The organism is Desulfosudis oleivorans Hxd3 (genome assembly GCF_000018405.1).
In the GTDB taxonomy this organism is placed as follows: domain Bacteria; phylum Desulfobacterota; class Desulfobacteria; order Desulfobacterales; family Desulfosudaceae; genus Desulfosudis; species Desulfosudis oleivorans.
Genome location: NC_009943.1, coordinates 2,538,633 through 2,562,707, shown reverse-complemented (window position 1 = coordinate 2,562,707; position 24,075 = coordinate 2,538,633). Strand labels below are relative to the sequence as shown.

Here is a 24,075-nt window from a genome sequence, read left to right as displayed (position 1 = left end):
ACGTTAATATGAATGATATGGCGTTAATTATCAAGGGGAATATAACGATCCGGCCCGCCCTGCTTCAGGGCGTGTCCCTGTTTTCGCCGGCCCGGTCAAAGTGCCGGACCAGATCGACCACTTCGGTCGCGCGTTGTGCCCGGACAAGGGCTGTCCGGTATTTTTCGTCTTTTATCAGCAGCATCAGCCGCGCAATGATACGCAGGTAGACTTCGGCCAGCCGGCTTTTTTCCCGCAGATCGCCGGCCCCTGCCTCAGGCCCGCACACCAGGAAGATGATGGTCACGGGCCGGCCGTCTGCGGCATGCCAGGCAATGGGGGAGGTGGCAATACCAAGGATAATAAAGAAATCAGAAATGCCGGCCAGCCGGGCATGGGGAATGGCCACTCCCAGGCCGATGCCGGTGGTGACAATCCGTTCCCGCTCCATCACAGCCGCTTCAAGGATGTTTTTCTTCATCCCCGGCACCAGGCGGCAGGCATGGCGCACCAGTTGACGAATAGCCGGAATCCGCGTTGTTTCGTCCAGAAAAACGACGCGTTCCTCTGTGATCAGTTCATTCAGATGTATGGCGGTGGCGGACGGTCTCATGTTCTGAACCTGTCATAAGCCTGCCGGGCCTCCTGCTCGATTTCGGGCAGCCTGTCCATGTACCGGGGCGAAACGTGAAAGACGGAAAACCGTCTGGCCCCGGACCGGCCGGCCAGTTCCCCGGCCTGGGCCGCGGTCAGGTGTTTTTTCTCACGGGCCGCTTCCCGGTCCGCATCCAGAAAATAGGCCTCGATAAAGAGGTGGTCCGCGTTTCGGGCAAAGGCCATGATGCGTTCGACGTTATCCGGAGAAAAGGCCACGTCGGTGATGTAGACGATTTTCTGACCTGGTGTGATAAGGGCGATATCCTGTGCCAGGGCCGCCAGTCCAAACGCCTGAAGCGTGTCTCCCGCGGGAACAGTAATTGATGTGTTCGGTGGAGCCTGTTCATACAGGGCCTTTTTAAAGGATTGAAGCCATGGCCCCGGTTCCAGTCCCCGCGCGGTCAGCGCCTCTTTTTTGATGTTGATGTGAAACCGCTCTTTCAGGCAGAACCCCAGGCAGGGGGTGCCGTGGTCCAGAATGACGGCGGAGATGGTAAACCCCGGCGCCTCCAGCAGGGTGCCGGTCCAGGGCGAGGACCGGGGCGGTGCCGTGGGCGCGAACCGGTCCTGACATCGATACCACTGGGTCCGCATGCCCCGGGATGTTACTTCCGTCACCTGCAGGCGAAGGCTTTTTTCATAGCGGTCGGTGAGGTTCCATGTGTAGGCCCCGAGTTTGCCGCTGATATTGCTCAGAAAGTTTTCTGGGCCGAACAGGTGAACCTTCCTGTCCCGGCCCAGGGCCAGGCGAAGAAAACGGTCAAATCCGGCAAAATGGTCGATATGGGTGTGGGAGACAAAGATGTGGGTCAGCTTCAGAATGTCCCGGGGCGCCAGGTTGTTGATTTCGCCCAGGTCAAAGGCCAGTGCCCTGTTTTCAAAAAGAAAATTGATAAAGAGGCAGGGATCGTCAAACGGGTGGTTGACCAGAAAGGGGTGGAAGGTCGGTCGCATCGCCTCTTGAGTGGGCAGACCATGAACCGCTTTGGCAGGACCCTGCCGGGCCGATCCATGCACTGACCGGATTTATGAAAGATACTTGGTGACCTGCCGGTTGATGCAGACGTATATCTCCTCGTCGGAACCGTAGACATCCACGGTATCCTTGTGGTTGATCACCTTTTCGATCACGAAGGCTGTCACGTAGAGGCTCACGATGTTGGGAGTAGTGGTGATTCCCCGGAAAGGGGCCACGCTGTAGTCCACGTCAAAATCATCGGCCCGGGTCAGCTCTTCCAGGCACTTGTGAATCATCTCCTCCAGGCCGTTCTGGTTGTGGGTCTCCACGTACCCGGTCTCAATGAGCTTGGAGGTGATGGCGTTGGCCAGTGTCTCTGATATGTCTCTGACCCTGGAGATGGCGTTTCTGCGTTCATACTCCTTTGAGGACTCTATCCGGGAGAGCAGTTGCGACTCCCTGCTGCCCTTGTGGAAGACTTTTCCCATATGCAAATACCTCTTTTTTATCAAAGCGTCATGGATGAAAACTAGGTAACAATAATGGGTGCGGCCCATGAATGCAAGGGAAAATTGCGGCCCGGACGGATTTGCCGGGTTGTCCGGAAATTTCACCTGTAATATCCAGGTCAGAGGGAAGGCGATCGGCTGCTGTGTTCCGGCTACTCGGCAAAGGCGTCTTCAATGATGATTTGCGGGGCGCCGGAGCCGTTCCAGGTGTCTTGCCGCAGCCGGAAGAGGATTCGTCTGAAAAAAGAGGACTCCTGATGTGATGCCGGGGTGTTGAACCAGATGGCGGCAATACCCCTGTCCGTTCCGGGGTGGGCCAGGGTCATTTTCCGGTGCCGGCCGTTGATCATGAAGGTGTCGCTGGCCCGTACATTGCGGGCTGAAAACAGCGGCTCCGGGTTACCGGCGCCAAAGGGGGAAAGCCCTTCGATCTCCCGGACCAGGGTGTTAGTGATGCGGTCCATGGCCAGCTCGCAGTCTACCTCAACGGCCGGGACAAAGTCGCCGGGTGTGGTCTGCTGCCGCACAATATACTCAAACTGTGTCTCAAACGCGGCCAGGTTCTCCATGCGAATGCGGAAACCCGCGGCCTGGGCGTGGCCCCCGAAGTCCTCGAAGAGCCGGGCGCATCCCTTGAGGGCGTCGTAAAGGTGAAGGCCGGGGATGCTGCGGGCCGATCCGATGCCCATGTCTCCGGAAATGGTGATCAGGGCCACGGGCAGGCTGTAGCGCCGCGCGGCCCGTGACGCGGCGATGCCGATCACACCCTGGTGCCACTGGCGATGGGCCAGTACCAGGGAACGCCGTTCCTTGATGGTGTTGATGCGATCATTGACAATCTGCTGAATCTCACCCGAAATCTCCTCTTCAATCATCTGCCGTTTGGTGTTGAGCCGGTTGAGCCGGCCCGCTATTTTTACGGCGACCTCCTTTGTTTCGGCCAGCAGCAGTTCCAGGGCTGTTGCGGCATGGTCGATCCGGCCCGGCGCGTTAAGCCGGGGAGCCAGCCGAAAGGCCACGTCTTCGGCGGAAAGGGCCGGTTTTTTGATCTTTGCGCCGGCAATCAATGCCTCTATACCCGGCCGGGAGGGGGTGCGGAGCAGTTCCAGGCCGGTTCTGACCAGAATCCGGTTTTCGCCGGTCAGGGGAACGATATCGGCGATGGCGCCGATGGCCACCAGGTCACAGCAGGCCTTGAGGTTGGGCTCGGGCCGGGTTTTCCAGAACCCCTTTTCTCGCAGAAAGGCCCGCAGGGCGATCAGCAGGTAGAAGGCCACGCCCACGCCGGCCAGATCGCCCAGGCCCGACGGGCAGCCGGCCTGGGCCGGGTCGATCACGGCCAGGGCCGTAGGCGGTTCGGCCGGTGCCTGGTGATGGTCGGTGATGATCAGGTCAATACCCGCCTCCCGGCAGGCCAGGGCCGCGGCATGGCTGGTGATGCCGCAATCCACGGTGATCAGCAGCGAGGCCTTGTGCGTGGCGGCAACCTCGGTGATGTGCCGGGGCTTGAGACCGTACCCCTCCAGAATCCGGTGGGGCAGGTGATGCCGGACCGTTGCACCGGCCTGTGTGAGGAACCCCACCAGAAGAGCGGTGGCGGTGATGCCGTCAGCATCATAATCGCCGAACACCAGGATGGTTTCATGGTTGATCAGGGCCGAGTGAATGCGGGCCACGGCCGTGTCTATACCTTTCATGGAAAAGGGAGAGGGCAGGTCGGCCACGGTGGCGGACAGGAAGTGCCGGGCCTGTTTTACCGATAGAATGCCCCGATTGACCAGCAGGGACGCGGCAATGTCCGAGCAGGGCAGGGCCTTTGCAATGGCGGTAACGGCCGAGGGATCGGGTTGTCTGGTGTTTATATTCCGGGTCATGAATTCTGCTGTATCCAGGGTGGATGGGCCGTCCGTGCAACGCAAGGTCGTTCATGCAACGCCGGGCACCGGCTGTTCATAAGTACAGTCATGGGCTGAACAAGTCAAACATTTTGTCCGGCCTCGCGTTTTGCCGGTGCGGATGGCTTTGACATTGTCTCATAAATAGTATACGTCAATGAGACGGTCGATCAACAAAACCCTATGGATAAAGGTGAAGCAAAGCGAATGAATAAGGGCACCATTCTTTTTTTGTGCAGGGATAACAGCGCCAGAAGCCAGATGGCAGAGGGCTTTGCCAGGCAAATGGCCGGTGACAATATTTCGATTTTCAGTGCGGGCATCACGCCCGATCAGGAGGTCCACCCCATGGCCGTGGAGGTGATGGCCGAGCATGGCATTGATATTTCCGGCCATCGGCCCAAGGCGGTTTCAGCGTTGAGAGCGGGCCATTTCGACCTTGCCGTGGACCTCTGCCAGACCCTTGGCCAGGAGTTTCCCATGCTGGCCGGATTCCCCCCCCTGGTGTGCTGGACCGTGGCCGATCCGGCGGAAGCTGTGGGGGATCTTGAGGGCCAACGGGTGGCATTCCGGGAAGCGGCCCGGATTATAAAGGACTTGGTCCACGACCTTCTGAACCGGGGATATTACGCCTCTTTTTCTCTATACAAGGCCAATATCGAACGGCTTATCGACAACCTTCACGAGGGGGTTCTGGCCCATGACCTGGGCCGGAAAATCTTTTTTTTCAGCAAAGGGGCTGAAAGGATCACCGGCCTGTCCGCCGTGGACGTGATCGGTAAAAACTGTCACGACGTGTTTGTTCCCCGCCTGTGCGGAGAGAACTGCTCTTTCTGTGATGGGTGCGAACCCCCGACGTTTCAGAAAAAGAGTTATTCCACCGTGGCGCCGGAAATTGAGGGCCAGCGCAAAGAGCTGGATGTGACGGTGGTGCCCCTGCGGGACCCGGCCGGCCGTATTCAGGGCGTCGTGGCGGCTCTGGCCGACCAGACCGCCTTCAAGGAGGCGGTCCGCGGCCAGAAGGGGGAGGATGGATTTGCCGGCATCATCGGCCGAACACCGGAGATGCGAAGCCTTTTTCACCAGATTCGCGACCTGTCGGTCTATGATGTGCCGGTGAATATCAGCGGTGAGACCGGCACCGGGAAAGAACTGGTGGCCCGGGCCATTCACGGCGAAAGCACCCGGCGTAACGGACCGTTTGTGCCCATCAACTGCGGTGCCCTGCCCGAGGGGCTGGTGGAAAGCGAACTGTTCGGCCATGTGCGGGGCTCTTTTTCTGGGGCCGTGCGTGACAAGAAAGGCCGGTTTGAGCTGGCCCATAACGGGACCATCTTTTTAGACGAGGTGGCCGAGCTGCCCATGTCCACCCAGGTCAAGCTGCTGCGGTTTCTCCAGGAGGGGGTCCTGGAAAAGGTGGGCAGTGAAAAACAGACCTCGGTGGATGTGCGGGTGATCAGCGCCACCAACAAGAACCTGAAAAAAGAGGTGGCAAAGGGGACGTTCCGCGAAGACCTTTACTACCGGCTCAACGTGGTGCCCATTCACCTGCCGCCGTTGCGCATGCGGAAAAACGACATTCCCCTGCTGGCCAACTATTTTGTCAGGCATGCGGCCATGGGCGCCCGAACCGGCAATGTCACCATCACCGATGATGCCATGGGCCTGCTGGCGGAATACGCGTGGCCCGGCAATGTGCGGGAGCTTCAGAATATCATTCAGTTCCTGGTAATCAAGGCGTCCGGTAACAAGATCACGGCGGCCCATCTGCCGCCGGAAATTCAGGGCGACGGCACGCCGCTTCCCCAGAAGCGGGGCCGGCGCAACAAACTGGACACGGGCAGCGTGGAAACGGCCCTGGCAAAAGCCGGCGGCAACAAGGCCAAGGCGGCCCGCCTGCTGGGCGTGGGCCGGGCCACCCTCTACCGGTTTCTCAACGACCACCCCGATATTGTTGCTGATGAAGAGATCTGACCCGAATATTTTATTTCTTCGTGTCTTCGTGTCCAGGCACTCCGCCGGTCTGATGAGACAGGCCATTTATTAGCACGAAGGTCACGAAGATCACGAAGCACACGAAGCCGGCCGGCCGGTTCCGGATTGTTCAGTGATTTCGATCCCGATCCCGATCCCGATAGCGATCCCGATTGGTTGGGCTACATCTTTCTTCTCTCCAGGATTTCTCCCCTGGCCGACACCGTGATCACCTCCATGGGGACCTTGACCCCTGCGGTCTGCATGGCCTCTTTTAAAATCATGGGCAGGCCGGAGCAGCAGGGCACCTCCATCATCACGCAGGTGACGCTTTTGATGCCGGCCGTGGCAAATACCTGGGCAAATTTCTCCACATAGGCCTTTTTGTCGTCAAACTTGGGGCACCCGATCATGATGGCCCGGCCCGGCAGAAATTCGGTGTGAAGCCGGGGAAAGGCAACCGGCACACAGTCGGCCGCCACCAGCAGGTCCGCGCCCTTTAAAAAAGGGGCTGTCGGGGGCACCAGGCTGATCTGCACCGGCCAGTGGCCCAGGGCCGATGCCGGAGTCGGGGCCGTGGCCCGGGGCTGGTTGGCCGCCTGGCAGGGCGTTGCCTCCATAAAAGTCTGCACGTGGGAAGAGGGGCACCCGCAGGTCAGTGTGGCCGGGGCCTTTTTTTCTTCTGCCTGAAGTGTTTCCAGGTGTTTTTCCACGGCCGCCTCGTCAAACTCATCGGCCTCCCGTTCCACAATGTGAAGCGCGTCCTCAGGGCAGTCGCCGATGCAGGCGCCCAGCCCGTCGCACAGGTTGTCCGACACCACCTTTGCCTTGCCGTTGATGATGGCAATGGCGCCCTCGGCGCAGGCCAGCACGCACTGGCCGCAGCCGGTGCATTTTTCCTCGTCTATTTCTATGATTTTTCTTGTCACTTTCATGGCATTTTCCTTTGATTATTGTTTCAGCAGCACTCTTTTGGCCACCTGCCTGCCGGTTTCGGTAAACAGGTCGTTTGCGATGATTTTTTTCAGCCGCTGGGGATCGCCCGGCTTTTCCTTTTGCGCCTCTTCAAGGTTGGTGATCAGGTCGGCGTCGTAGAGCACCTTGAAATTGATGGTTTCGTTTTCCCTGGGGTGGTGATGGTGCCCGACAATATCACACACCTCGTCGATCAATTCCGGGCGGGCGCTGGTTTTTTCAAGAATGGCCCGGGCGATGGCCGGTCCCTCTTCTTCCTGGTACCGGGCCGCGGTGCTGTTGTGTTTGCGCTCGGCCTCGTGAATGCCGATATCGTGAAGATAGGCGGAACAGAGAATCACGGCCAGGCCGGCCGGGGCCTCCTGTTTGGCGATCTCCTCGGCGTACCGGGCCACGCGGGTGGCATGGCCGATGCGCTTGAAGTCCTGCTTGAAGTAGCGCTTCATTTCGATGGCCACCCGGTCCTTGAGCAGGTTCTCCCGCTGGGCCAGCAGTTCCGGGGGCAGGTTGCCGATGCACTGGGCCGCGTGTTCGCAATAGGCCGCGCACCCGAAATCCATGCCCGGATTTAAAAACTTGTGGCCGCACGCGCCGCAGGCACGGGTGGTGTCGTCCTTGAAAAACTCTACGGCCGCCCCGCATTTGGGACATTTGGCCTCGGAAATGTCGCTGCCTTTCCAGTAGCGAGTATCCTGTCCTGGGCATTTCATATTGTATCCTCCTCTGGTATCGCACCGCCGGTATTTGTTTTCTGCCCGGCCCGTTTATCCTAATGTTGATTGCAAAATAACTCAACCTGGATGAATCGGCATTGACTTAAATCAAGAATCCTGTTTTTTTCGTAAACACTTTAATGCCCTTCATCTTACGCCTGTTCGATTTTGACCCCGACGGAATGCGACGAAAATTCTCTTCGTGTTCTTCCAGTCCTTCGGGCGCTTCGTGTTGCAACGTCCTGTCGGCTCAATCGGCTGGTTGTTTTTTAACACGAAGAAAACGAAGAAAAGAAGGGCACGAAGAAGGACGCTGCAGTAACGGCCCTTTGTATGAATAAGTTGACACGCTTTGCCGGTTCGTGTTCAATACATCACGCAGCTTATAAAAAGGAGACCGAATGGATCCCGCCACTGTTATTGCCGAGGCCCCTCTGTTTGCCGGCCTTCCTGCCGACCAGCTCGAAAAAGTGGCCAGAATCGCCCAGTCAAAACCCTTTGAAAAGGGGGAGATGATATTTTCCGATGGCCAGAAAGCCGACGGATTTTACGTGGTGGCGCAAGGTCGCATCAAGGTGTTCAAGGTCTCCCTGGACGGCAAAGAGCAGATTCTTCATATTTTCGGCCCGGGTGAGCCCGTGGGCGAGGTGCCGGTTTTTGCCGGCAGCGCCTTTCCGGCCGGGGCCGCAGCCCTTGAAAAGAGCCTGCTGCTGTTTTTTCCAAAAACCGTCTTTGTCCGGCTCCTGGAAGAAAACACCCCCCTGGTGCTTAACATGCTGGCCGTTCTCTCCCGGCGGCTGAGACAGTTTACCGTGCAGGTGGAAAACCTTTCGTTAAAAGAGGTACCCGGCCGCCTGGCCGGGTACCTGCTGTTTCTGGCAAAGGAGCAGAAGGATACCCGGCGCGTGGAGCTGTCCATTTCCAAGGGCCAGCTGGCCAGCCTGCTGGGCACGATTCCGGAAACCCTTTCCCGCATTCTTGCAAAGATGCGGGATACCGGCCTGATCGAGGTGGAGGGCGCCGTTATTTCGCTTCTGGACATCGAGGGCCTGGAGCTGCTGGCAGCGGACGGCCGCCTGTAATTGTAGCTCGCGGGGCAGCTTTCCCCTTTTTCGGAATGGTGAAGCGGAGGTTTTATGATGAATGCGTCAAACCATTTTCTTAAAGTGCTGTTGCTCAATGCGGGCAACGGGTTTTACCGCATGCAGCGGTACGCGGTGGGCGATTTTTTCGGGCCTGTGGACCTGGGCATTCACCTGGCCTACAAGCACCACAGCCTCAACATCGGGGCCGGGCTCCTGGCCGGGTCGGTGCTGCCCGGCTCCAACCGGCTGATTGTCACCGGCATATCGCCCTGCTGGCACGGCTTTTACATCTCCTCCATGGGCGGGGCGGCCCTGGTGTTCGACAACCTGGGCATCAACATGCTCTCCATCCTCGGCAAGGCCTCTCAGCCTTCTCTTTTATACCTGAACCGCACCCATGGTGAGGAGATTGAGGTGGAGCTGGTTCCGGTCCAGCCCGACCGGATCTGGAGCCAGGGCCGCCGGGGTGTCTATGCGGTCATGGACTACGCCCTTGAAACGTTTGCCGCCCGGTATGAAGATGATCCGAGAGTGCTGGCCGTGGGACCGGCGGCCCTGTGCACCGATATCGGGGCGATCTGCTCGGCCCCGCTGAAAAAAGGGGAGCTGACCCACGCCGACACCTGGGCCGGCAGAGGGGGCTTTGGCACCAAGCTGCTGCAGGAGCACGGCATCCTTGGCGTCATTTATGGCGGCACCCATGTGGACGAGGACTTCTGCAACCGGTCCGTGGCCGACCAGTGGTTTGAGGACAAGTTTAACCAGCGCATGGCCGCCAAGGACATGGAGGCTACGGCCAAGTACCGGTTTGATCCGAAGTTCAACACCGGTGGCACCTTTGGCGTGAACTACGCCTCCATGGAGGGCAACCTGCTGGCCTTCAACTACCGCTCCATCTACTGGAGCGAGGAAGAGCGCCGAAACCTGCATTCGCGCCTGGTGCTGGACCACTACCTCAAACAGTTCAACGAAGAGACGATTGTGCCCAAACAGCAGCGCACCTGCGGCGAACCCTGCGCCGCGGTATGCAAAAAGCTGAACGGTGAATATAAAAAGGATTACGAGCCCTACCAGGCCATGGGGCCGCTGTGTGGTGTTTTTGATCAGCGGGCCGCCGAGGCCCTTAATCACCATGGCGATACCCTGGGGTTTGACGCGATTTCAGCGGGCGGGGTGATCTCCTGGCTGATGGACTGCCTGGACGAAAACCTGATCGCACCGGAAGCGCTGGGCGTGGAGGGCCGGCCCCGGTGGAAGATGGATGATTTTGACGTAACCCATGACTCCATGCACAATGCCCGGCTGGGCATCGCCCTGCTGGACCAGATGACAACACCTGGGGGCAAAATTCCCCTGGCGTTCGGGGCCCGCAAGTTTGCCCGCCGCCTGGCCCGGGAAAAGGGAAAAGCGGTGCGGGACCGGTTCGTGTATCTCGCCTTTGCCCGCCAGGGCTGGATGGTGCCCAACCAGTACTGGACCCCCGGCGCCTTTGCGCCCATGGCCATCATGGGCAAGTACTACATGCACTATGGCCGAGATTTTCTGCCGCCCCGGGACCTGGGCCGCGAATGCGCCCGCCGCCTGGTCCAGGAGCTGATGCTCGACAACATGGGCATGTGCCGGTTTCACCGGGGCTGGGCCGAAGAGATGATGCCCGATATAGTGGAAAAGATTTTCGGGGAAAAGAAGCGGTTTTTGCGTTCCATTCACCTGACCGCCGGCCGTATCGCCAGCCGCAATGCCTCGGTGTTCTGGGAGCCGGAACGCGTGGCCGACCTGGTGGCCGGTTTCCTGAAAAAGAAAAAAACGGTTGATGACATCAAGAACGAAGCGCTGGACCGATGGATCGATTTTTTTGACACGGACAAAAACGCCGCCGCCTATGAATTCTGGTACGAAATTCACAAGGGCATTCACGAATCCCTGCGGGAGTTTCCCGACTAAGGGACCGGCAAACGTTTTTCCCTTTTCATCGGGCCGGTGCCGGGGTAAAAAGGCGAAGGCTGTCGATCAACAGAAAAAATACGACACGGTAATCGGAGTATTATATGACACAGACATGGCAACGCATCATCAGAATCCCGGTGTTGTGGTACCGGTCAGTTCAGGACCGGCTGAGGCAGCAGCGGCAGAAAAACGAATTAGAAGAGTGGGAAAAAAAGGGACGCCCCGCGCCGCCGCCCCATATCATCAAACAGCGGATGCTGGCCGAATATGCCGGACGTTTCGGCCTGAAAATCCTGGTGGAGACCGGCACTTTCTATGGCGACATGGTGGACGCCATGAAGAACACCTTTGAGCGCGTCTACTCCATTGAACTCAGCCCGGCCCTTTACCAACGGGCAGCGGAAAGATTCCGCAAATTTTCGCACATCAAGCTGATTCAGGGCGACAGCGGTACTGAGTTGGGTAACCTGATGGCAACCATCGATAAACCGGCCCTGTTCTGGCTGGACGGCCACTACTCTGCCGGAGAAACCGCCAAAGGGGAAAAGGAGACGCCTGTGTTTGAGGAACTGGGCCACATCTTCAACACGACGGAACAGGGGCACGTGATTCTTATTGATGACGCCCGCTGTTTCGGCACTTATCCCGCTTATCCCACCATGGAGGAGTTGACCGGGTTTATTCGGTCAAAACGCCCTGAAGCCGGCATCGAGGTGCGGGACGACAGTATTCGGATCACTCCGCCCCGGGCCGCTGAATAGCGATTTTACCCCAATTCCTTTTCCAGCCACCGCCGGGTAGGGCCTTCAATGGAATAGACCCCTTTGTTGCGGCCCACGGAGCGCATGAATTCGGTTTCCAGGGGCTGGGGCAGGTCAAAGGCGGCCAGATCTTCGGCCAGGTCGGAGTTTCGCCGTACCAGAAAGACCCTGGGTTTTTCTTTCCATGTGTTGACCACAAAGTAGTGAGACACATCGTTTTTGGACCGGATCACGTAATTTCCACCGGCCCAGTTGTTGCCCCACTCCAGGTAGAGTCGAACCGCCTCTTCCGGCGTCATATCCCAGTCGACCTGGTTGAGCAGGTCTCTTCTTTTTTTAAGTTCAGAAAGTGTCAGCATGGTCTGCCTCCTTTTTCAAGTTCTTATGACCGAAGAAGAATGCAAGGCCCGTGCCGAAGTTCTATAAGACGATTTTGATCCGGCGGCCAATGATAATGCGTTCCAGGTCGATGTTCACGTCATAGGCGTAGAGCTCGACCCCGGAACGGGCCACCTCACGCAGGGTCCTGCCATAAGCGGGATCAATGGGGTCGGCGGGCCGGAAGGTGGTTGCATCCATGCGTTGAATCAGAAAGACCATGGCGCACCGGTGGCCATTGGCTGCAAGACCTTGAAGTTCCAGAAGATGTTTTTTCCCCCGTTCGGTTACCGCATCCGGGAAACTGGCGGTGCGGTTCTCCACCAGGGTGCAGTTTTTCACTTCCACATAGCAGCGCCCCCCGGTCTTCGTATTTTCCAGCATCAGGTCCAGCCGGGTGTGGGCGCTGGTTTTCACCTCCGGCGTGACCCTGTCATACCCTTTCAACGGATGAATATAGCCCTTTTCAATGGAGCGCCGAACCAGGGCGTTGGGAATGCCGGTGTTGACCCCTACCAGAGAACCGGGCATGTCGATCAGCTCCCAGGTATACTTGAGCTTGCGTGCGGGGCTGTTCTGCCGGGAGATATAGACCGGCCGGCCCGGCTCGCAGCAGGCCTTCATGGAGCCGGAGTTGGGGCAGTGGGCCGTTACCATCCGGTTGTTGCCAAGGCGCACATCAGCCAGAAACCGCTTGTACCGCTTAATCAGCGTTCCCTTTATCAGGGGCGGCCAGAAAACTCCCTCTTTTTGCGCCATGAGCGTTCCCTTTGATATAAATTTAAAAATTTTTCAACCAGTAGCACTGTTCCGGCAAAAGGGCAAACCGGAGTGCCTCATTTTGGGTGTTTGAGCCAGGTGTGTATCACCACTAACCGAACATTTCATAAATTTTCCGACATGGGCAAATTTCTGTATAAAATAAAATATTTTGTCCCGCGGCTTCCATCTGCGGCCAAACCAATTCTTGAAATATCCGGGCCAGGACGTTCGGAAATGTGATATAATACCCGGAGATTTTACAAAGCCTTAAAAAAACAACAAAACGTGTTATTTGCCAGGAGAACCGGGTGGACCAGACTGACATTTATCTTCAGCAAGAGAAACCGCTGCCCTGTTTTTTTATACCCCTTTTATACGCTTTTTTATAATCCAATGATCAGTAAATCGACTTTATTGCATCTGCGAATTCCCTTTTCATTTTTTCTGATGCCCGTATTTTTATTTGCATTGGGCATAAGTATCAACCCATCAGGTTACCGGATTGTTTTGACCTTCATAGTGTTGCATCTTTTTATCTATCCGGCCAGTAATGCGTACAACAGTTATTTTGATAAAGATGAGGAAAGTATCGGTGGCCTGAAACATCCGCCTGCGGTGGAAAGAGATCTATATGCCACATCCCTGGTCTTTGATGGAGCGGGCATACTCCTGGCTCTCTGCATCAGCCGGCAGTTTGCGGTAATGGTGTTTATTTACGGCCTCATCAGCAAGGCTTATAGCCATCCCTCCATTAGAATTAAGAAGTATCCCTGGTTGAGCTGGCTGATCGCCGGCTTTTTTCAGGGTTTGTTCACCTTCTGGATGTGCTACATGGCGCTGAATCACAGGGGATTTGACGTTATTCTGCAAGCGGATATATTTATTCCGGCAGTATTGACCACCCTGATTTTGATGGGATTTTATCCTCTGACGCAGATTTATCAACACAAAGAGGACAAAAAAAGAGGTGATCTTACCTTAAGCTGTCTTCTCGGCATCAGGGGAACCTTTGTCTTTTCTGCCGCCGTGTTCCTGATCGCACTACCTGGCTTCCTGGTGTATTTCAAATGGTATTTCGGCTGGCAGCTGTTTTACCTCTTCCTGCTTTCTATAATACCGGTTTTGGCCTTTTTTAGCCGGTGGTTTCTGAAAGCCATAAACAACCCGGCCAAGGCGGATTACAGTCACACAATGCGTCTGAGCATGATTTCATCGCTGTCCCTGAGCACCTTTTTTATTTTGCTTTATTTTGTAAAATAACACGATTTTTGTCCCGCGCCCTGTATCTGCCCCCAAATCAACTCGTGAAACATCCGGGCTGGTGATCCATACGGTTTTGAAAACCCTCGAAACCATGATGCCGGTGTGATATGGTGCAAAGTCATATAAAGAGATAAAAACAATGACCGAATCGGAACGGACAACCAGAAAAAAAAGAATTGATACCCGGCTCTCATCCTCGTTATTGAACTGGACTATTATTCATAACGATGATGTTACAGACCAATCTCTGCTGACCCACCACGCCGTTGAAGAATATTCCACCAAAACCGGCCCGGCCGATTATGCCTTGTTTGTTGACGGTAAGTTGCTGGGCATTATCGAGGCCAAAAAAATCGCCGTCGGCGCCGGTAATGTACTGGAACAGGCCAAACGATATTCAAAGGGGGCGCCCGATTCCATCGGTGATTGGCGCGGCTATAAAGTTCCTTTTCTCTATTCCACCAACGGCGAATTGATTTTCCACCTTGATGTGAGAAACAATCAAAACACCGCTTGTCGGTTGATTGATTTTCATTCGCCCCGGGCACTGCTGGACAAGTTTAACCGGGATACCCAAAGCGCGGAGGCCTGGCTGGCGGAAAAACCCATTGAAGATATCACCCGACTGCGTCCCTACCAGAAAGAGGCCATCGCCGCTATCGAAACGGCCATTGGCAATGGGAAAAAGACCATGCTGGTTGCCATGGCCACCGGTACGGGCAAAACCTTTACGCTGGTGTCTTCTATTTATCGTCTTTTAAAGTCCGGATATGCCAGACGCATCCTTTTCCTGGTGGACCGCCGGTCTCTGGCTGCCCAGGCCGTCCAGGCCATTTCATCGTTTGAAACGCCGGAAGGCCTGAAGCTGGATAATGCCTATGAAGTATACAGCCAGAAATTCCGGCGGGATGATTTTGACGATGAGAACAATTTTGACCCGAAAGTACTGCCCGAGGCGTATCTGACTGATCCCCAGGAAAAGCACACCTTTATTTACGTCTCCACCATCCAGCGAATGTCCATCAACCTTCTGGGCAAAGAAGCGGTCGGTGACTTTGAATATGAGGTGGACGCGGGCAAGCTTGATATCCCCATTCATGCCTTTGATGTGATTATTGCCGACGAATGCCATCGCGGCTACTCCGCCAGAGAAACCGGCCGGTGGAAATACGTGCTGGATTATTTTGACGCAGTCAAAATCGGCCTCACAGCCACCCCGGCCACTCATACGTTGGCCATGTTCAAGCACAAGGTGTTTAGCTACAGCACCGAACAGGCGGTGCTGGACGGCTTTCTGGTGGATTACGAGGCCGTTAAGATTAAATCCGGTATTCATATTAACGGCGCCTTTTTAAAAGAAGGGGAGCTGGTCGGCGTTATCGACCGGGAAAGCGGCGCTGAAAAGCTGGATGAACTGGAAGATGAGCGGGAATTCGTGGCCACTGAGATTGAGGTCAAGATCACCTCGCCGGACAGCATCAAAAAGATTATTTCCGCGCTTAAGAAATATACGGATGAACATGAAAAGGAAAATAACCGTTTCCCCAAAACCCTGATTTTTGCCGTCAACGACTTGCCCCATGTGTCCCATGCCGACGAGATAGTCAAAACCTGCAAGGAGGTGTACGGCCGGGGAGACGACTTTGTCATGAAGATCACCGGCAGCCCCACCGTCGATCGCCCCCTTCAAAAGATCCGGCAGTTCCGCAACCGGCCGGAACCCAATATCGTCGTCACGGTGGACATGCTGACCACCGGCGTGGATATCCCGGCCATTGAAATGGTGGTGTTCATGCGCATGGTCAAGTCCCGCATTCTCTGGGTGCAGATGCTGGGCCGGGGCACCCGGCTGTGTGAAGAAATCCACAAGGAAAAATTTACCATCTTCGACTGCTTTGACGGTTCGCTCATCAAATACTTTAAAGACGCTACCGACTTTAATGTCAGCCTGCAACGGGAAGCAACGCCGCTGTCCGAAATTATCGAAGCGATCTACGATAACCAGGACCGGGAATACAACATCAACCGGCTTATCAAGCGACTCCGCCGAATCGAAAAAAACATGGGCGCCGAAGCCCGGGAGGCCTTTACCAAATATATTCCCGCCGGCGACATGAAGGCCTTTGCCGACCGGCTGAAAGACAATCTGGCCGAGCAATTTACCGAAACCATGAAACTGCTGCGCGATAAAGATTTTCAGGACCTGCTGCTCAACTATCCCCGCCCGAAAAAAGTCTTTTTTAAAGGATATGACATTGTCGATACGGTGGAACACGAGGTCATGTTCCGGGTGGGCGGCGACTATCAGAAACCCGAAGACTATCTCAAACTGTTTGAAGAATTTGTCCGGCGCAATCCGGAACACATCGACGCTATTGACATCCTCTTGTCCCGGCCCAAACAGTGGGGCACCGACGCCCTGGACGAGTTGCGAAAGCAGTTGCGGCAAAGCGATTTTTCGGAAAAAGACCTGCAGCGCGGCCATGCCCTGGTTTACAAAAAGCCGCTGGCCGATATCATCTCCATGATCAAGCACGCCTCGGACTATGATGTACCGATTTTAACGGCCGCCGAACGGGTGGACGCCGCCGTGGAAAAAATTGTCCGCAATCACGATTTTAATGATGACCAGCGTGCCTGGCTGGCCTATATTAAAGAGCATTTAATTGAAAACCTGGCCATTGCCGAAGAGGATTTTGCCCTCATGCCGGTCTTTGAACGTCAAGGCGGCATCGGCGCCGCCCGGCGGGTATTCGGCGACAGGTTTGAACCGCTTATCTGCGAACTCAACGAAGCCCTGGCTGCGTAAACCGGCTCTGAGCATAAAATAAGGATTTTCCATGTCGGATGTTGCCAATAAACTCTGGGGGTTCTGCCATACCCTGCGCCACGACGGTATTGATTACGGCGATTATATCGAACAGTTGACCTATCTGATGTTTTTAAAGATGGCCCACGAAAAAGGTATTGATCTGTCCGCCGTTGAATATGAAGACAATCAGGAAACGGTCCGGCTGGACTGCTCCTGGCAGCCGTTTGTTGAAAAGTCGGGAACGGACCTGCTGGACGCCTTTGCCAATATCCTGCGCGCCTTAAGCCGGCAGCCCGGCCTGCTGGGAGACATCTTTACCCAGGCCATGCCCCGCTTTACCAATCCGGTCAACCTGAAAAAAGTCATCAACATGATTGACGAAACCCTGTGGTCGGAAATGCCGGTGGATGTCAAAGGCGCGGCCTTTGAAGGCCTGCTCGAAAAATCGGCGGCTGAAGGCAAAAAAGGCGCCGGACAGTATTTTACGCCCCGGGCGCTGATCCAGTCCATCGTTACTGTCATGCGGCCCGACCCGCGTAAACAAAAGGACTTTACCATCTGCGACCCGGCCTGCGGCACGGCCGGGTTCTTAATGGTGGCCTATGAATGGCTGATGGCAGTCTCCAAAGGCGCGCTGGACCGCAAAGAGGTGGCCCGCATCAAAAAACAGACCTACTTCGGCCAGGAACTGGTTCCCCGGCCCCGGCGCCTGGCCCTGATGAACCTGTTTCTCCACGGCCTGGAACCGCAAATCTATCTTGGGGACAGCATTTATGAGCCGGACCGGGGCGAGCGCTACGACTGCATTCTCACCAACCCGCCATTCGGCACCAAGGGCGCCAACCAGGCCCCGGTGCGGGATGATTTTACGGTCAGCACCAGCAACAAACAGCTCAATTTTATTCAGCACGTGGTCACCATTCTCAAGCCCGGCGGCCGGGCCGCCATGGTGCTGCCGGACAATGTGCTCTTTGCCGATGCCGCCGGCGAGGTTATTGGCTACCTGATGGAAGATTGCAATGTCCATACTCTGTTGCGGCTGCCCAACGGCACCTTTTCGCCCTACAGCCAGGGCGTCAAGGCCAATGTGATTTTTTTCCAGAAAGGCGTCAAAACCGAAAACATCTGGATTTACGACGGTCGCACCAATATCCCCGGGGTCACCAAAAAAGAGCGGCCCCTGACCCCGGCCATGTTTGACGAGTTTGAAAAATGCTACGGCCCTGATCCGGTCGGCCGTTCCCGGCGCAAAGACCAGGGGGACGACGGCCGTTTTAAAAAATTTACCCGCTCCCAGATCAAGGACCGGCACTATAACCTGGATATTGCCTGGCTCAGGGACGACAGCCTGGAAGACCCGGCCAACCTGCCGGAACCTCACCTTTTGGCCGGAGAAGCCATTACCGAACTCAATGCCTGCGTGGACCGGCTCCAGGAAATTCTGGATCTTATCGACCAGGAGACGGCCGAATGAGTAAAACGCCTCAACAAGACAGGGAGTATACCTCTTTTATCAAGGAGATAAAAAAGCGGATCAATGATTCCCGGATAAAGGCGGCGGTCTCCGTCAACCGGGAATTGCTGACCCTGTACTGGGACCTGGCCGCCCAGATTGTTAAAAAACAGCAACAGGCTTCCTGGGGCGACGGCTTTTTAGACCGGATGAGCAAGGACCTGCAAGCGGAATTTCCCGATATTAAAGGCTTTTCCCTGCGAAACCTGAAATACATGCGTCAGTGGTATCTGTTCTGGTCGCAGGAAGCGTCAATTGGGCAACAGCTTGTTGCCCAAATTCCCTGGGGGCACAACCTGGTCATTGTCAGCAAAACCGAAAACCCCGAAGAAGCCCTGTTTTACGTCCAGAAAACCATGGAAAACAACTGGTCCCGGGCGGTTCTGACCCACCAGATCGAAAGCAATCTGTTTCAGCGCCAGGGCCGGGCTGTAACCAATTTTACGGCCACCCTGCCGGCCCCCCAGTCCGACCTGGCCCTGCAAACCATTAAAGACCCCTATAATTTTGATTTTCTCACCCTGCGGGAAAAACATGATGAAAAGGAGCTGGAAAATGCCCTCATGGACCAGGTCACCCGCTTTCTGCTGGAGCTGGGCGCCGGGTTCTCTTTTATCGGCCGCCAGCACCGGCTGACGGTGGGCGACGAGGATTTTTATATCGATCTGCTTTTTTATCATGTCTGCCTGCACTGCTATGTGGTGGTGGAATTAAAAGCGGTCCGGTTCAAACCGGCCTTTACCGGCCAGCTCAATTTTTATGTGTCTGCCGTGGACGGCCAGATGAAGACGGAACAGGACAATCCCACCATCGGTATTCTCATCTGCAAGTCAAAAAACAAGACCGTGGTGGAATATGCCTTAAAGGACATTCACAAGCCCATCGGCGTCAGCGAATACATGATCACCCGCTGCCTGCCCGATGAATTCAAGTCCTCCCTGCCGAGCATCGAAGATATAGAAGCCGAACTGGAGGACCTTGAATGAAGGAGCTGCTGCCGGAGGGATGGGTTGCGGCCCCTCTTCAGAAAATTTCTCAGATTGTATATGGCAAGGGCCTTCCAAAAAATAAGTTTAACAAACAAGGTCTGTATCCCGTATTTGGCGCCAACTCAATAATTGGCTATTATGATTCGTTTTTATATGAAGATCCCCAAGTTCTAATATCTTGCCGGGGGGCTAATAGCGGAACTATTAATATTTCTCCCCCGAAATGTTTTGTCACTTCGAACTCATTGGTTGTCCAATTGCCCAACACTCTTCATCAAAGTTTCAAATATTTGTACTATGCACTCGAATCAAGCGACAAAGAAAAAATTGTTACCGGCACGGCACAGCCGCAAGTAACAATAGATAATTTAAAAAGTTTTTGTGTTCCCCTCCCGCCCTTTAACGAACAAAAGCGCATTGTCGCCCGGCTGGACCAAATCATTCCCCGCATTGACAAATTAAAAACCCGGCTGGACAAAATCCCCACCATCATCAAACGCTTCCGTCAGTCTGTTTTAACCGCCGCCGTCACCGGCCGCCTCACCGAAAAATGGCGGGAAGACCATCCGGATGTGGAGGGTGCGGAGGCTACTGTTCAATCGATATATTATAGACGTCTTGATGAAAGCCAAACAAACCAACAAAAGAACAAAATTGAAAAGTTGTTTGCTGAAGTTGAGACCGAAGACAATGGGTTGCTCCCAGAAACATGGAAGTATACTTTTCTGAATAAGATTTGCGAATCATTTCAATATGGAACATCCAGCAAATCAAGCAAAAAAGGAGACATTCCTGTCCTCAGGATGGGCAATTTGCAAAATGGGGCAATCGACTGGAGCAATCTTGTTTATTCTTCCAATAAGAAAGAAATAGAAAAATATAAATTAGAAAAAAATACGGTTTTATTCAATCGTACCAATAGCCCTGAATTGGTCGGCAAAACAGCAATTTATTTGGGAGAACGAGCCGCTATTTTTGCAGGTTATCTTATTAGAATCAATAATATGGATATTCTCGATTCCCACTATCTCAATTATTCTTTAAATACGGATTATGCTAAAGCCTTTTGTAATAGAGAAAAAACGGATGGTGTGAATCAGTCGAACATTAATGCACAAAAACTTGGCCGCTTTGAGATCCCCTTCCCGCCCCTTGAAGAACAAAAAGAGATCGTCCGGCAAGTGGAGCGGTCGTTTGCCCTGGCCGACAAGCTGGAGGCCCATTATCAAAACGCCCGAGCCCGGGTGGATAAGCTGGCCCGGTCGGTGCTGGCCAAGGCCTTTCGCGGTGAACTGACGCCTCAGGACCCAAACGACGAGCCCGCCGAAAAGCTGCTGGAACGCATTCTGGCGGAAAAAGAAAAAATGGCAGCAGCCGTCAAAAAAACCCGGAAACAAGCAAAGCGGAAAAGTCGCACGACAACTTAAAGACGAAGACAAAGCAAAACCCATCATTGACTTTAATGGGTGCCACTGGCCAAGCGACAGCTTGCCAGTGCAAGACCGGCCTTCATGAAAACCATGGGCAAGCCTGCCGGCTTGGCCCATGCCACCCAATAAAGATAATATTATTTGGGTATCAATGGATGTCACTGGCACCCATTAACGGCAAATGGAAATGGCCATGAAAAAACTAAAAGATCTGCCGCCCGCTGACCGGCCCCGGGAAAAGCTCCTTAAACAGGGGGCCGCGTTTTTGTCCGACCAGGAACTGCTGGCCATTCTTCTGAGCAAGGGCACGGCCAAAGACGACGTGTTTGCCCTTTCCCGGAAAATCATCAAAATTATCGATGAAAAGGGCGCGGCCCTGACGGCACAGGATATCATGGCGGTGGACGGCATCGGCATGGCCAAGGCCGCCGCTATCTGCGCGGCCTTTGAATTCGTGCGGCGGCGCGTCAAACCCCAGGGCCTGAAAATCAAGTTTCCGGCCGATGTGCTGCCCCTGATTCACCACTACGCCGACCGCAAGCAGGAACATTTTCTGTGCGTGTCCATAAACGGCGCCAACGAAGTCATGAGCGTCCGGGTGGTCAGCATCGGCCTGATCAACAAAACCCAGGTCCATCCCCGGGAAGTATTTGCCGATGTGCTGGCCGAACGCGCCTCGGCCGTGATCGTGGCCCACAACCACCCCCACGGCGACCTGGCCCCCAGCCGGGAAGATATCCAGGTGACCCGGCAGCTCAAAGACGCCGCCCAAACCCTGGGCCTGACCTTTCTGGACCACATCATTTTTAACACCACCGGCTATTACTCCTTTGCCGAGCAGGAAGAACAATAATGTTTTAAGATGAGCCGCATTCTGATGGCCCATCATCTTTTTCTTCACCCAAGAGAACAATTTGCTGCTCATTGCTTGGACGTTCTGCATGGTTTTTGTCGTCAAAACCAAGCCTCTTTTTTGCATAAAATAACATTGCCTCTTTAACCCTAACCTCTAAAATGCCATCAGTCATTTTATAATCACGTTCGATTACACTTTTTTGGTGCGGTTGCAGCCCAGGATGCGGCCCGATTTTTAAGACCACGGTCGTATTCCATTTTTTATCCTCCGGCAACGCTTTTTGGGGACGTCTGGTTTCTAAAACTTTAATTAATCTTCCTATAACAAAATCTCTATATTCATTTCTTTTATGGCAAAAAGCACGGACATGCCATCGGTAGCTATCATATGCAAACGAATGAGGGGAAAGCCATCTCAAGCTAACGTCGGTGCTTTTCATCGATTGGTATTCGACATATAGCTCCAAATTATTTTTTATGGCTTTTAATAAATCCCTGACCACGTCAATTTCGACATATCTGTCTGGAGTAGGTACGATATAGCATTCCGGGATTTTCCCTAAAAAACTCAACGTGTCACTTTTGAGGCCGCATTCGGATAATCTCAATTGCGAGAAAAGAAGGTCGGCATTTGGTTCGATGAACACAGGTTTAAAGTTGGCGCTTGCGAAATAGAACTTTTTATTTTTGTCGTACTCGATGTTCCCTTTGGCCTTCTCCTGATACAGCCCAATGTCCGCTGAAGCCTGGGGAACAGAAATCCCAAAAAATTCGGTCAAATCCCCCCTGTTTATCCTGCCCTCCCAAAAAAGCCGTGTTTCAATAAATTCCAACCGCTGTCGAACACCCCATCTCATATCTATTCTCCTTTATGTTTAAAAACAGACTGTTAATATATTGTGAATAAATATTCTATATGGATAAAAAAACTTTATTGACAAAGTTTATATACTGATTAATTTACATGAATAACCGCATGGAAGTCAATATCCGTGTGGCGGCGGCAGTGAAATAATTGGTTCGGAGCAAAGGAGGTTTAACGTATGGTTTTTGAAAGGTATTCTAATGATAAGAGGGTGCAGCTTTTTTATCTTTTAGAAAAGATCTGCCAAAAATTGGAGCTGACAGACACCCAATATCAGGACGCAAAGGGTAAATATAAGGCTGTGGGAGAATGGCTGGACGGCGGAGAAGTCCTGCACCCGCACGCTCCGCATATTTTCCCTCAGGGATCAATGAGCTTGGGGACGACAGTTCGACCTTTGGGGCGAGATGAATTTGATATTGATCTTGTTTGTCTGCTGAACCTGTTTTCCAGCCGATGCTCCCCGGAGGCGGTTAGAAAGGCAGTAGGAGAGCGGCTTGAGGCAAACGAGGTATACAAAAAAATGCTAGAACCTCTAAACAGGGGGTGGCGGCTCAATTATGCGCAATCAAGTAAGTTACACTTGGATATTACTCCGGCCACAAAAGATGACGGTAGCCAAAACGGCGGTCTGATGGTCCCCGACAGGAAACTTAGAGAATGGAAAAACAGCCACCCTCAAGGGTACGTAAAATGGTTTGAGGATATTGCAGCCTTGATGCCCACCATCGAATTTTCGGAGAGAGTCGTGATGGCAAAGGTTGACCCGTTTCCTGAACAAGTCCCCTTTAAAAGTATTTTGAAGCGGTGCGTCCAGATTTTGAAGAGGCACCGGGATCTTTGCTTTATTAATAACGACGCTAAAAACGCTCCAATTTCAATAATACTCACCACTCTGGCCGCAAAGTCCTATCAGCATCTCGTTTTGTCAAGAAGGTTTACCAGTGAACTCGATTTGTTATTTTCCGTGATTCAGCATTTACCTGACTTTATAGAGGAGCGGGTTATTCAAGGGCAGAAGATCTATTATATTCCGAACGAAACCACCAGCGGTGAAAATTTCGCAGAAAAATGGAACACGCATCGAGAGAGGGCGGAAGCTTTTTTTTCATGGCATAAAAAGGCGATATCCGACTTTGAAAAATTAGAACAGGTTGAAGGGCTGGATGGGCTCCAGCGACTTCTTGGCGAAGAGGTCTTCGGTGAAAGAGACACCTCGGTTGTATTTAATGATTACGTCGATGTAATTAACGAGCGTCGAAGAAACCGTACTCTAAGCGTGGCGTCCGGCGTTGGTCTGACTACAGGCATAGGGACGCCGGTCAGGAGGAATACGTTTTACGGGAAATGAAAAACCGATATTTCCAGCATCAATGCCATTCCTTGGCGGCACAGTTGAATGCTCTTCGGATGGCTTTCCCGGAAGGTAAGGGGGCTATAAAAAGGAGTCAGTTAATATGGGTGGGGAATATACAACCGACCCCTTTAAGTCGGACATATACTGTAGAAGTATCCTACAGACTTGGGAAAAAACCAAAGACTCGCGTAATCAGTCCATCGATAAGGCAATTAGCCGGTGAAAGAGAAATCCCACATCTTTATTCGCAGAAAGAGGAAACTTTGTGCCTCTTCCTTCCGTGGGCCAATGAGTGGTCGCAGGGTCTACTCTTATCGAAGACAATTATTCCATGGGCATATACTTGGTTTTTCTATTTTGAACACTGGCTGGAAACGGATGAATGGATGGGGGGCGGT

At 53.9% G+C, this 24,075-nt stretch carries 20 protein-coding genes; 11 read left to right on the top strand and 9 right to left on the bottom strand.

Features of this window, described 5'->3' with window-relative positions; all coding sequences use genetic code 11:
• Positions 1-64: 64 nt before the first annotated feature.
• The 4 genes from DOLE_RS10840 to recJ all read right to left on the bottom strand — a co-directional run bounded on the left by DOLE_RS10840 (position 65) and on the right by recJ (position 3,977).
• Positions 65-592, bottom strand: coding sequence for a PTS sugar transporter subunit IIA (locus DOLE_RS10840; protein WP_012175525.1), 528 nt, complete (start codon positions 590-592; stop codon positions 65-67).
• Positions 589-1,590 carry a ribonuclease Z gene (locus DOLE_RS10835; RefSeq protein ID WP_012175524.1) on the bottom strand — a complete coding sequence of 334 codons (1,002 nt, stop codon included), beginning with the start codon at positions 1,588-1,590 and terminating at the stop codon, positions 589-591. Before DOLE_RS10835 ends, DOLE_RS10840 begins: the two co-directional genes overlap by 4 nt.
• A gap of 72 nt (positions 1,591-1,662) precedes the next feature.
• Complete coding sequence (locus DOLE_RS10830; protein WP_012175523.1) at positions 1,663-2,082, bottom strand: hypothetical protein; 420 nt, start codon at positions 2,080-2,082, stop codon at positions 1,663-1,665.
• 173 nt (positions 2,083-2,255) lie between these two features.
• Entirely contained in the window at positions 2,256-3,977 is a 1,722-nt protein-coding gene (recJ, locus tag DOLE_RS10825; protein WP_012175522.1) for a single-stranded-DNA-specific exonuclease RecJ, read from the bottom strand.
• A gap of 228 nt (positions 3,978-4,205) precedes the next feature.
• On the opposite strand from recJ, the gene DOLE_RS10820 reads away from it, so the two are divergent.
• Positions 4,206-5,972: a sigma 54-interacting transcriptional regulator gene (locus DOLE_RS10820; RefSeq protein WP_012175521.1), complete on the top strand. Its 1,767-nt coding sequence runs from the start codon at positions 4,206-4,208 to the stop codon at positions 5,970-5,972.
• Positions 5,973-6,154: 182 nt separating this feature from the next.
• On the opposite strand, the gene DOLE_RS10815 is transcribed toward DOLE_RS10820, so the two are convergent.
• Together DOLE_RS10815 and DOLE_RS10810 are read right to left on the bottom strand one after the other, a co-directional pair.
• Entirely contained in the window at positions 6,155-6,907 is a 753-nt protein-coding gene (locus DOLE_RS10815) for an ATP-binding protein (protein WP_012175520.1), read from the bottom strand.
• Positions 6,908-6,922: 15 nt separating this feature from the next.
• The gene (locus DOLE_RS10810; RefSeq protein WP_012175519.1) at positions 6,923-7,657 is read right to left on the bottom strand and encodes an HD domain-containing protein; all 735 of its coding nucleotides are present in this window, start codon (positions 7,655-7,657) and stop codon (positions 6,923-6,925) included.
• A gap of 404 nt (positions 7,658-8,061) precedes the next feature.
• On the opposite strand from DOLE_RS10810, the gene DOLE_RS10805 reads away from it, so the two are divergent.
• The 3 genes from DOLE_RS10805 (at position 8,062) to DOLE_RS10795 (ending at position 11,453) form a co-directional block, all read left to right on the top strand.
• Positions 8,062-8,742: a Crp/Fnr family transcriptional regulator gene (locus tag DOLE_RS10805; protein WP_012175518.1), complete on the top strand. Its 681-nt coding sequence runs from the start codon at positions 8,062-8,064 to the stop codon at positions 8,740-8,742.
• A 54-nt stretch (positions 8,743-8,796) separates the two neighbouring features.
• Complete coding sequence (locus DOLE_RS10800; protein WP_232362697.1) at positions 8,797-10,689, top strand: aldehyde ferredoxin oxidoreductase N-terminal domain-containing protein; 1,893 nt, start codon at positions 8,797-8,799, stop codon at positions 10,687-10,689.
• 104 nt (positions 10,690-10,793) lie between these two features.
• Positions 10,794-11,453 carry a class I SAM-dependent methyltransferase gene (locus DOLE_RS10795; protein WP_012175516.1) on the top strand — a complete coding sequence of 220 codons (660 nt, stop codon included), beginning with the start codon at positions 10,794-10,796 and terminating at the stop codon, positions 11,451-11,453.
• A gap of 5 nt (positions 11,454-11,458) precedes the next feature.
• On the opposite strand, the gene DOLE_RS10790 is transcribed toward DOLE_RS10795, so the two are convergent.
• Together DOLE_RS10790 and sfsA are read right to left on the bottom strand one after the other, a co-directional pair.
• Positions 11,459-11,812 (bottom strand): DVU0772 family protein, encoded by a 354-nt coding sequence (locus DOLE_RS10790; protein ID WP_012175515.1) that lies wholly within the window; start codon positions 11,810-11,812, stop codon positions 11,459-11,461.
• A gap of 61 nt (positions 11,813-11,873) precedes the next feature.
• The gene (gene sfsA, locus DOLE_RS10785) at positions 11,874-12,590 is read right to left on the bottom strand and encodes a DNA/RNA nuclease SfsA (protein ID WP_012175514.1); all 717 of its coding nucleotides are present in this window, start codon (positions 12,588-12,590) and stop codon (positions 11,874-11,876) included.
• Positions 12,591-13,007: 417 nt separating this feature from the next.
• Here sfsA and DOLE_RS10780 point away from each other — a divergent pair, with 417 nt between their 5' ends.
• The 6 genes from DOLE_RS10780 (at position 13,008) to radC (ending at position 21,453) form a co-directional block, all read left to right on the top strand.
• Positions 13,008-13,853, top strand: a complete 846-nt coding sequence (locus DOLE_RS10780) for a UbiA family prenyltransferase (protein ID WP_208596979.1) — start codon at positions 13,008-13,010, stop codon at positions 13,851-13,853.
• A 142-nt stretch (positions 13,854-13,995) separates the two neighbouring features.
• The gene (locus DOLE_RS10775) at positions 13,996-16,665 is read left to right on the top strand and encodes a type I restriction endonuclease subunit R (RefSeq protein WP_012175512.1); all 2,670 of its coding nucleotides are present in this window, start codon (positions 13,996-13,998) and stop codon (positions 16,663-16,665) included.
• 31 nt (positions 16,666-16,696) lie between these two features.
• Entirely contained in the window at positions 16,697-18,142 is a 1,446-nt protein-coding gene (locus DOLE_RS10770; RefSeq protein WP_012175511.1) for a class I SAM-dependent DNA methyltransferase, read from the top strand.
• Entirely contained in the window at positions 18,139-19,167 is a 1,029-nt protein-coding gene (locus DOLE_RS10765; RefSeq protein WP_012175510.1) for a PDDEXK nuclease domain-containing protein, read from the top strand. The genes DOLE_RS10770 and DOLE_RS10765 overlap by 4 nt, the downstream gene beginning before the upstream one ends.
• Positions 19,164-20,597 (top strand): restriction endonuclease subunit S, encoded by a 1,434-nt coding sequence (locus DOLE_RS17470; protein ID WP_012175509.1) that lies wholly within the window; start codon positions 19,164-19,166, stop codon positions 20,595-20,597. Before DOLE_RS10765 ends, DOLE_RS17470 begins: the two co-directional genes overlap by 4 nt.
• Before the next feature lie 196 nt (positions 20,598-20,793).
• Positions 20,794-21,453 carry a RadC family protein gene (gene radC / locus DOLE_RS10755; protein WP_041281083.1) on the top strand — a complete coding sequence of 220 codons (660 nt, stop codon included), beginning with the start codon at positions 20,794-20,796 and terminating at the stop codon, positions 21,451-21,453.
• Between the two features lie 4 nt (positions 21,454-21,457).
• Here the strand turns inward: radC and DOLE_RS10750 are convergent, their stop codons facing one another.
• Positions 21,458-22,312 carry a WYL domain-containing protein gene (locus tag DOLE_RS10750; RefSeq protein ID WP_041280514.1) on the bottom strand — a complete coding sequence of 285 codons (855 nt, stop codon included), beginning with the start codon at positions 22,310-22,312 and terminating at the stop codon, positions 21,458-21,460.
• A 186-nt stretch (positions 22,313-22,498) separates the two neighbouring features.
• On the opposite strand from DOLE_RS10750, the gene DOLE_RS10745 reads away from it, so the two are divergent.
• Positions 22,499-23,671: a nucleotidyltransferase domain-containing protein gene (locus DOLE_RS10745; protein ID WP_012175506.1), complete on the top strand. Its 1,173-nt coding sequence runs from the start codon at positions 22,499-22,501 to the stop codon at positions 23,669-23,671.
• The last annotated feature ends 404 nt before the right edge of the window (positions 23,672-24,075 follow it).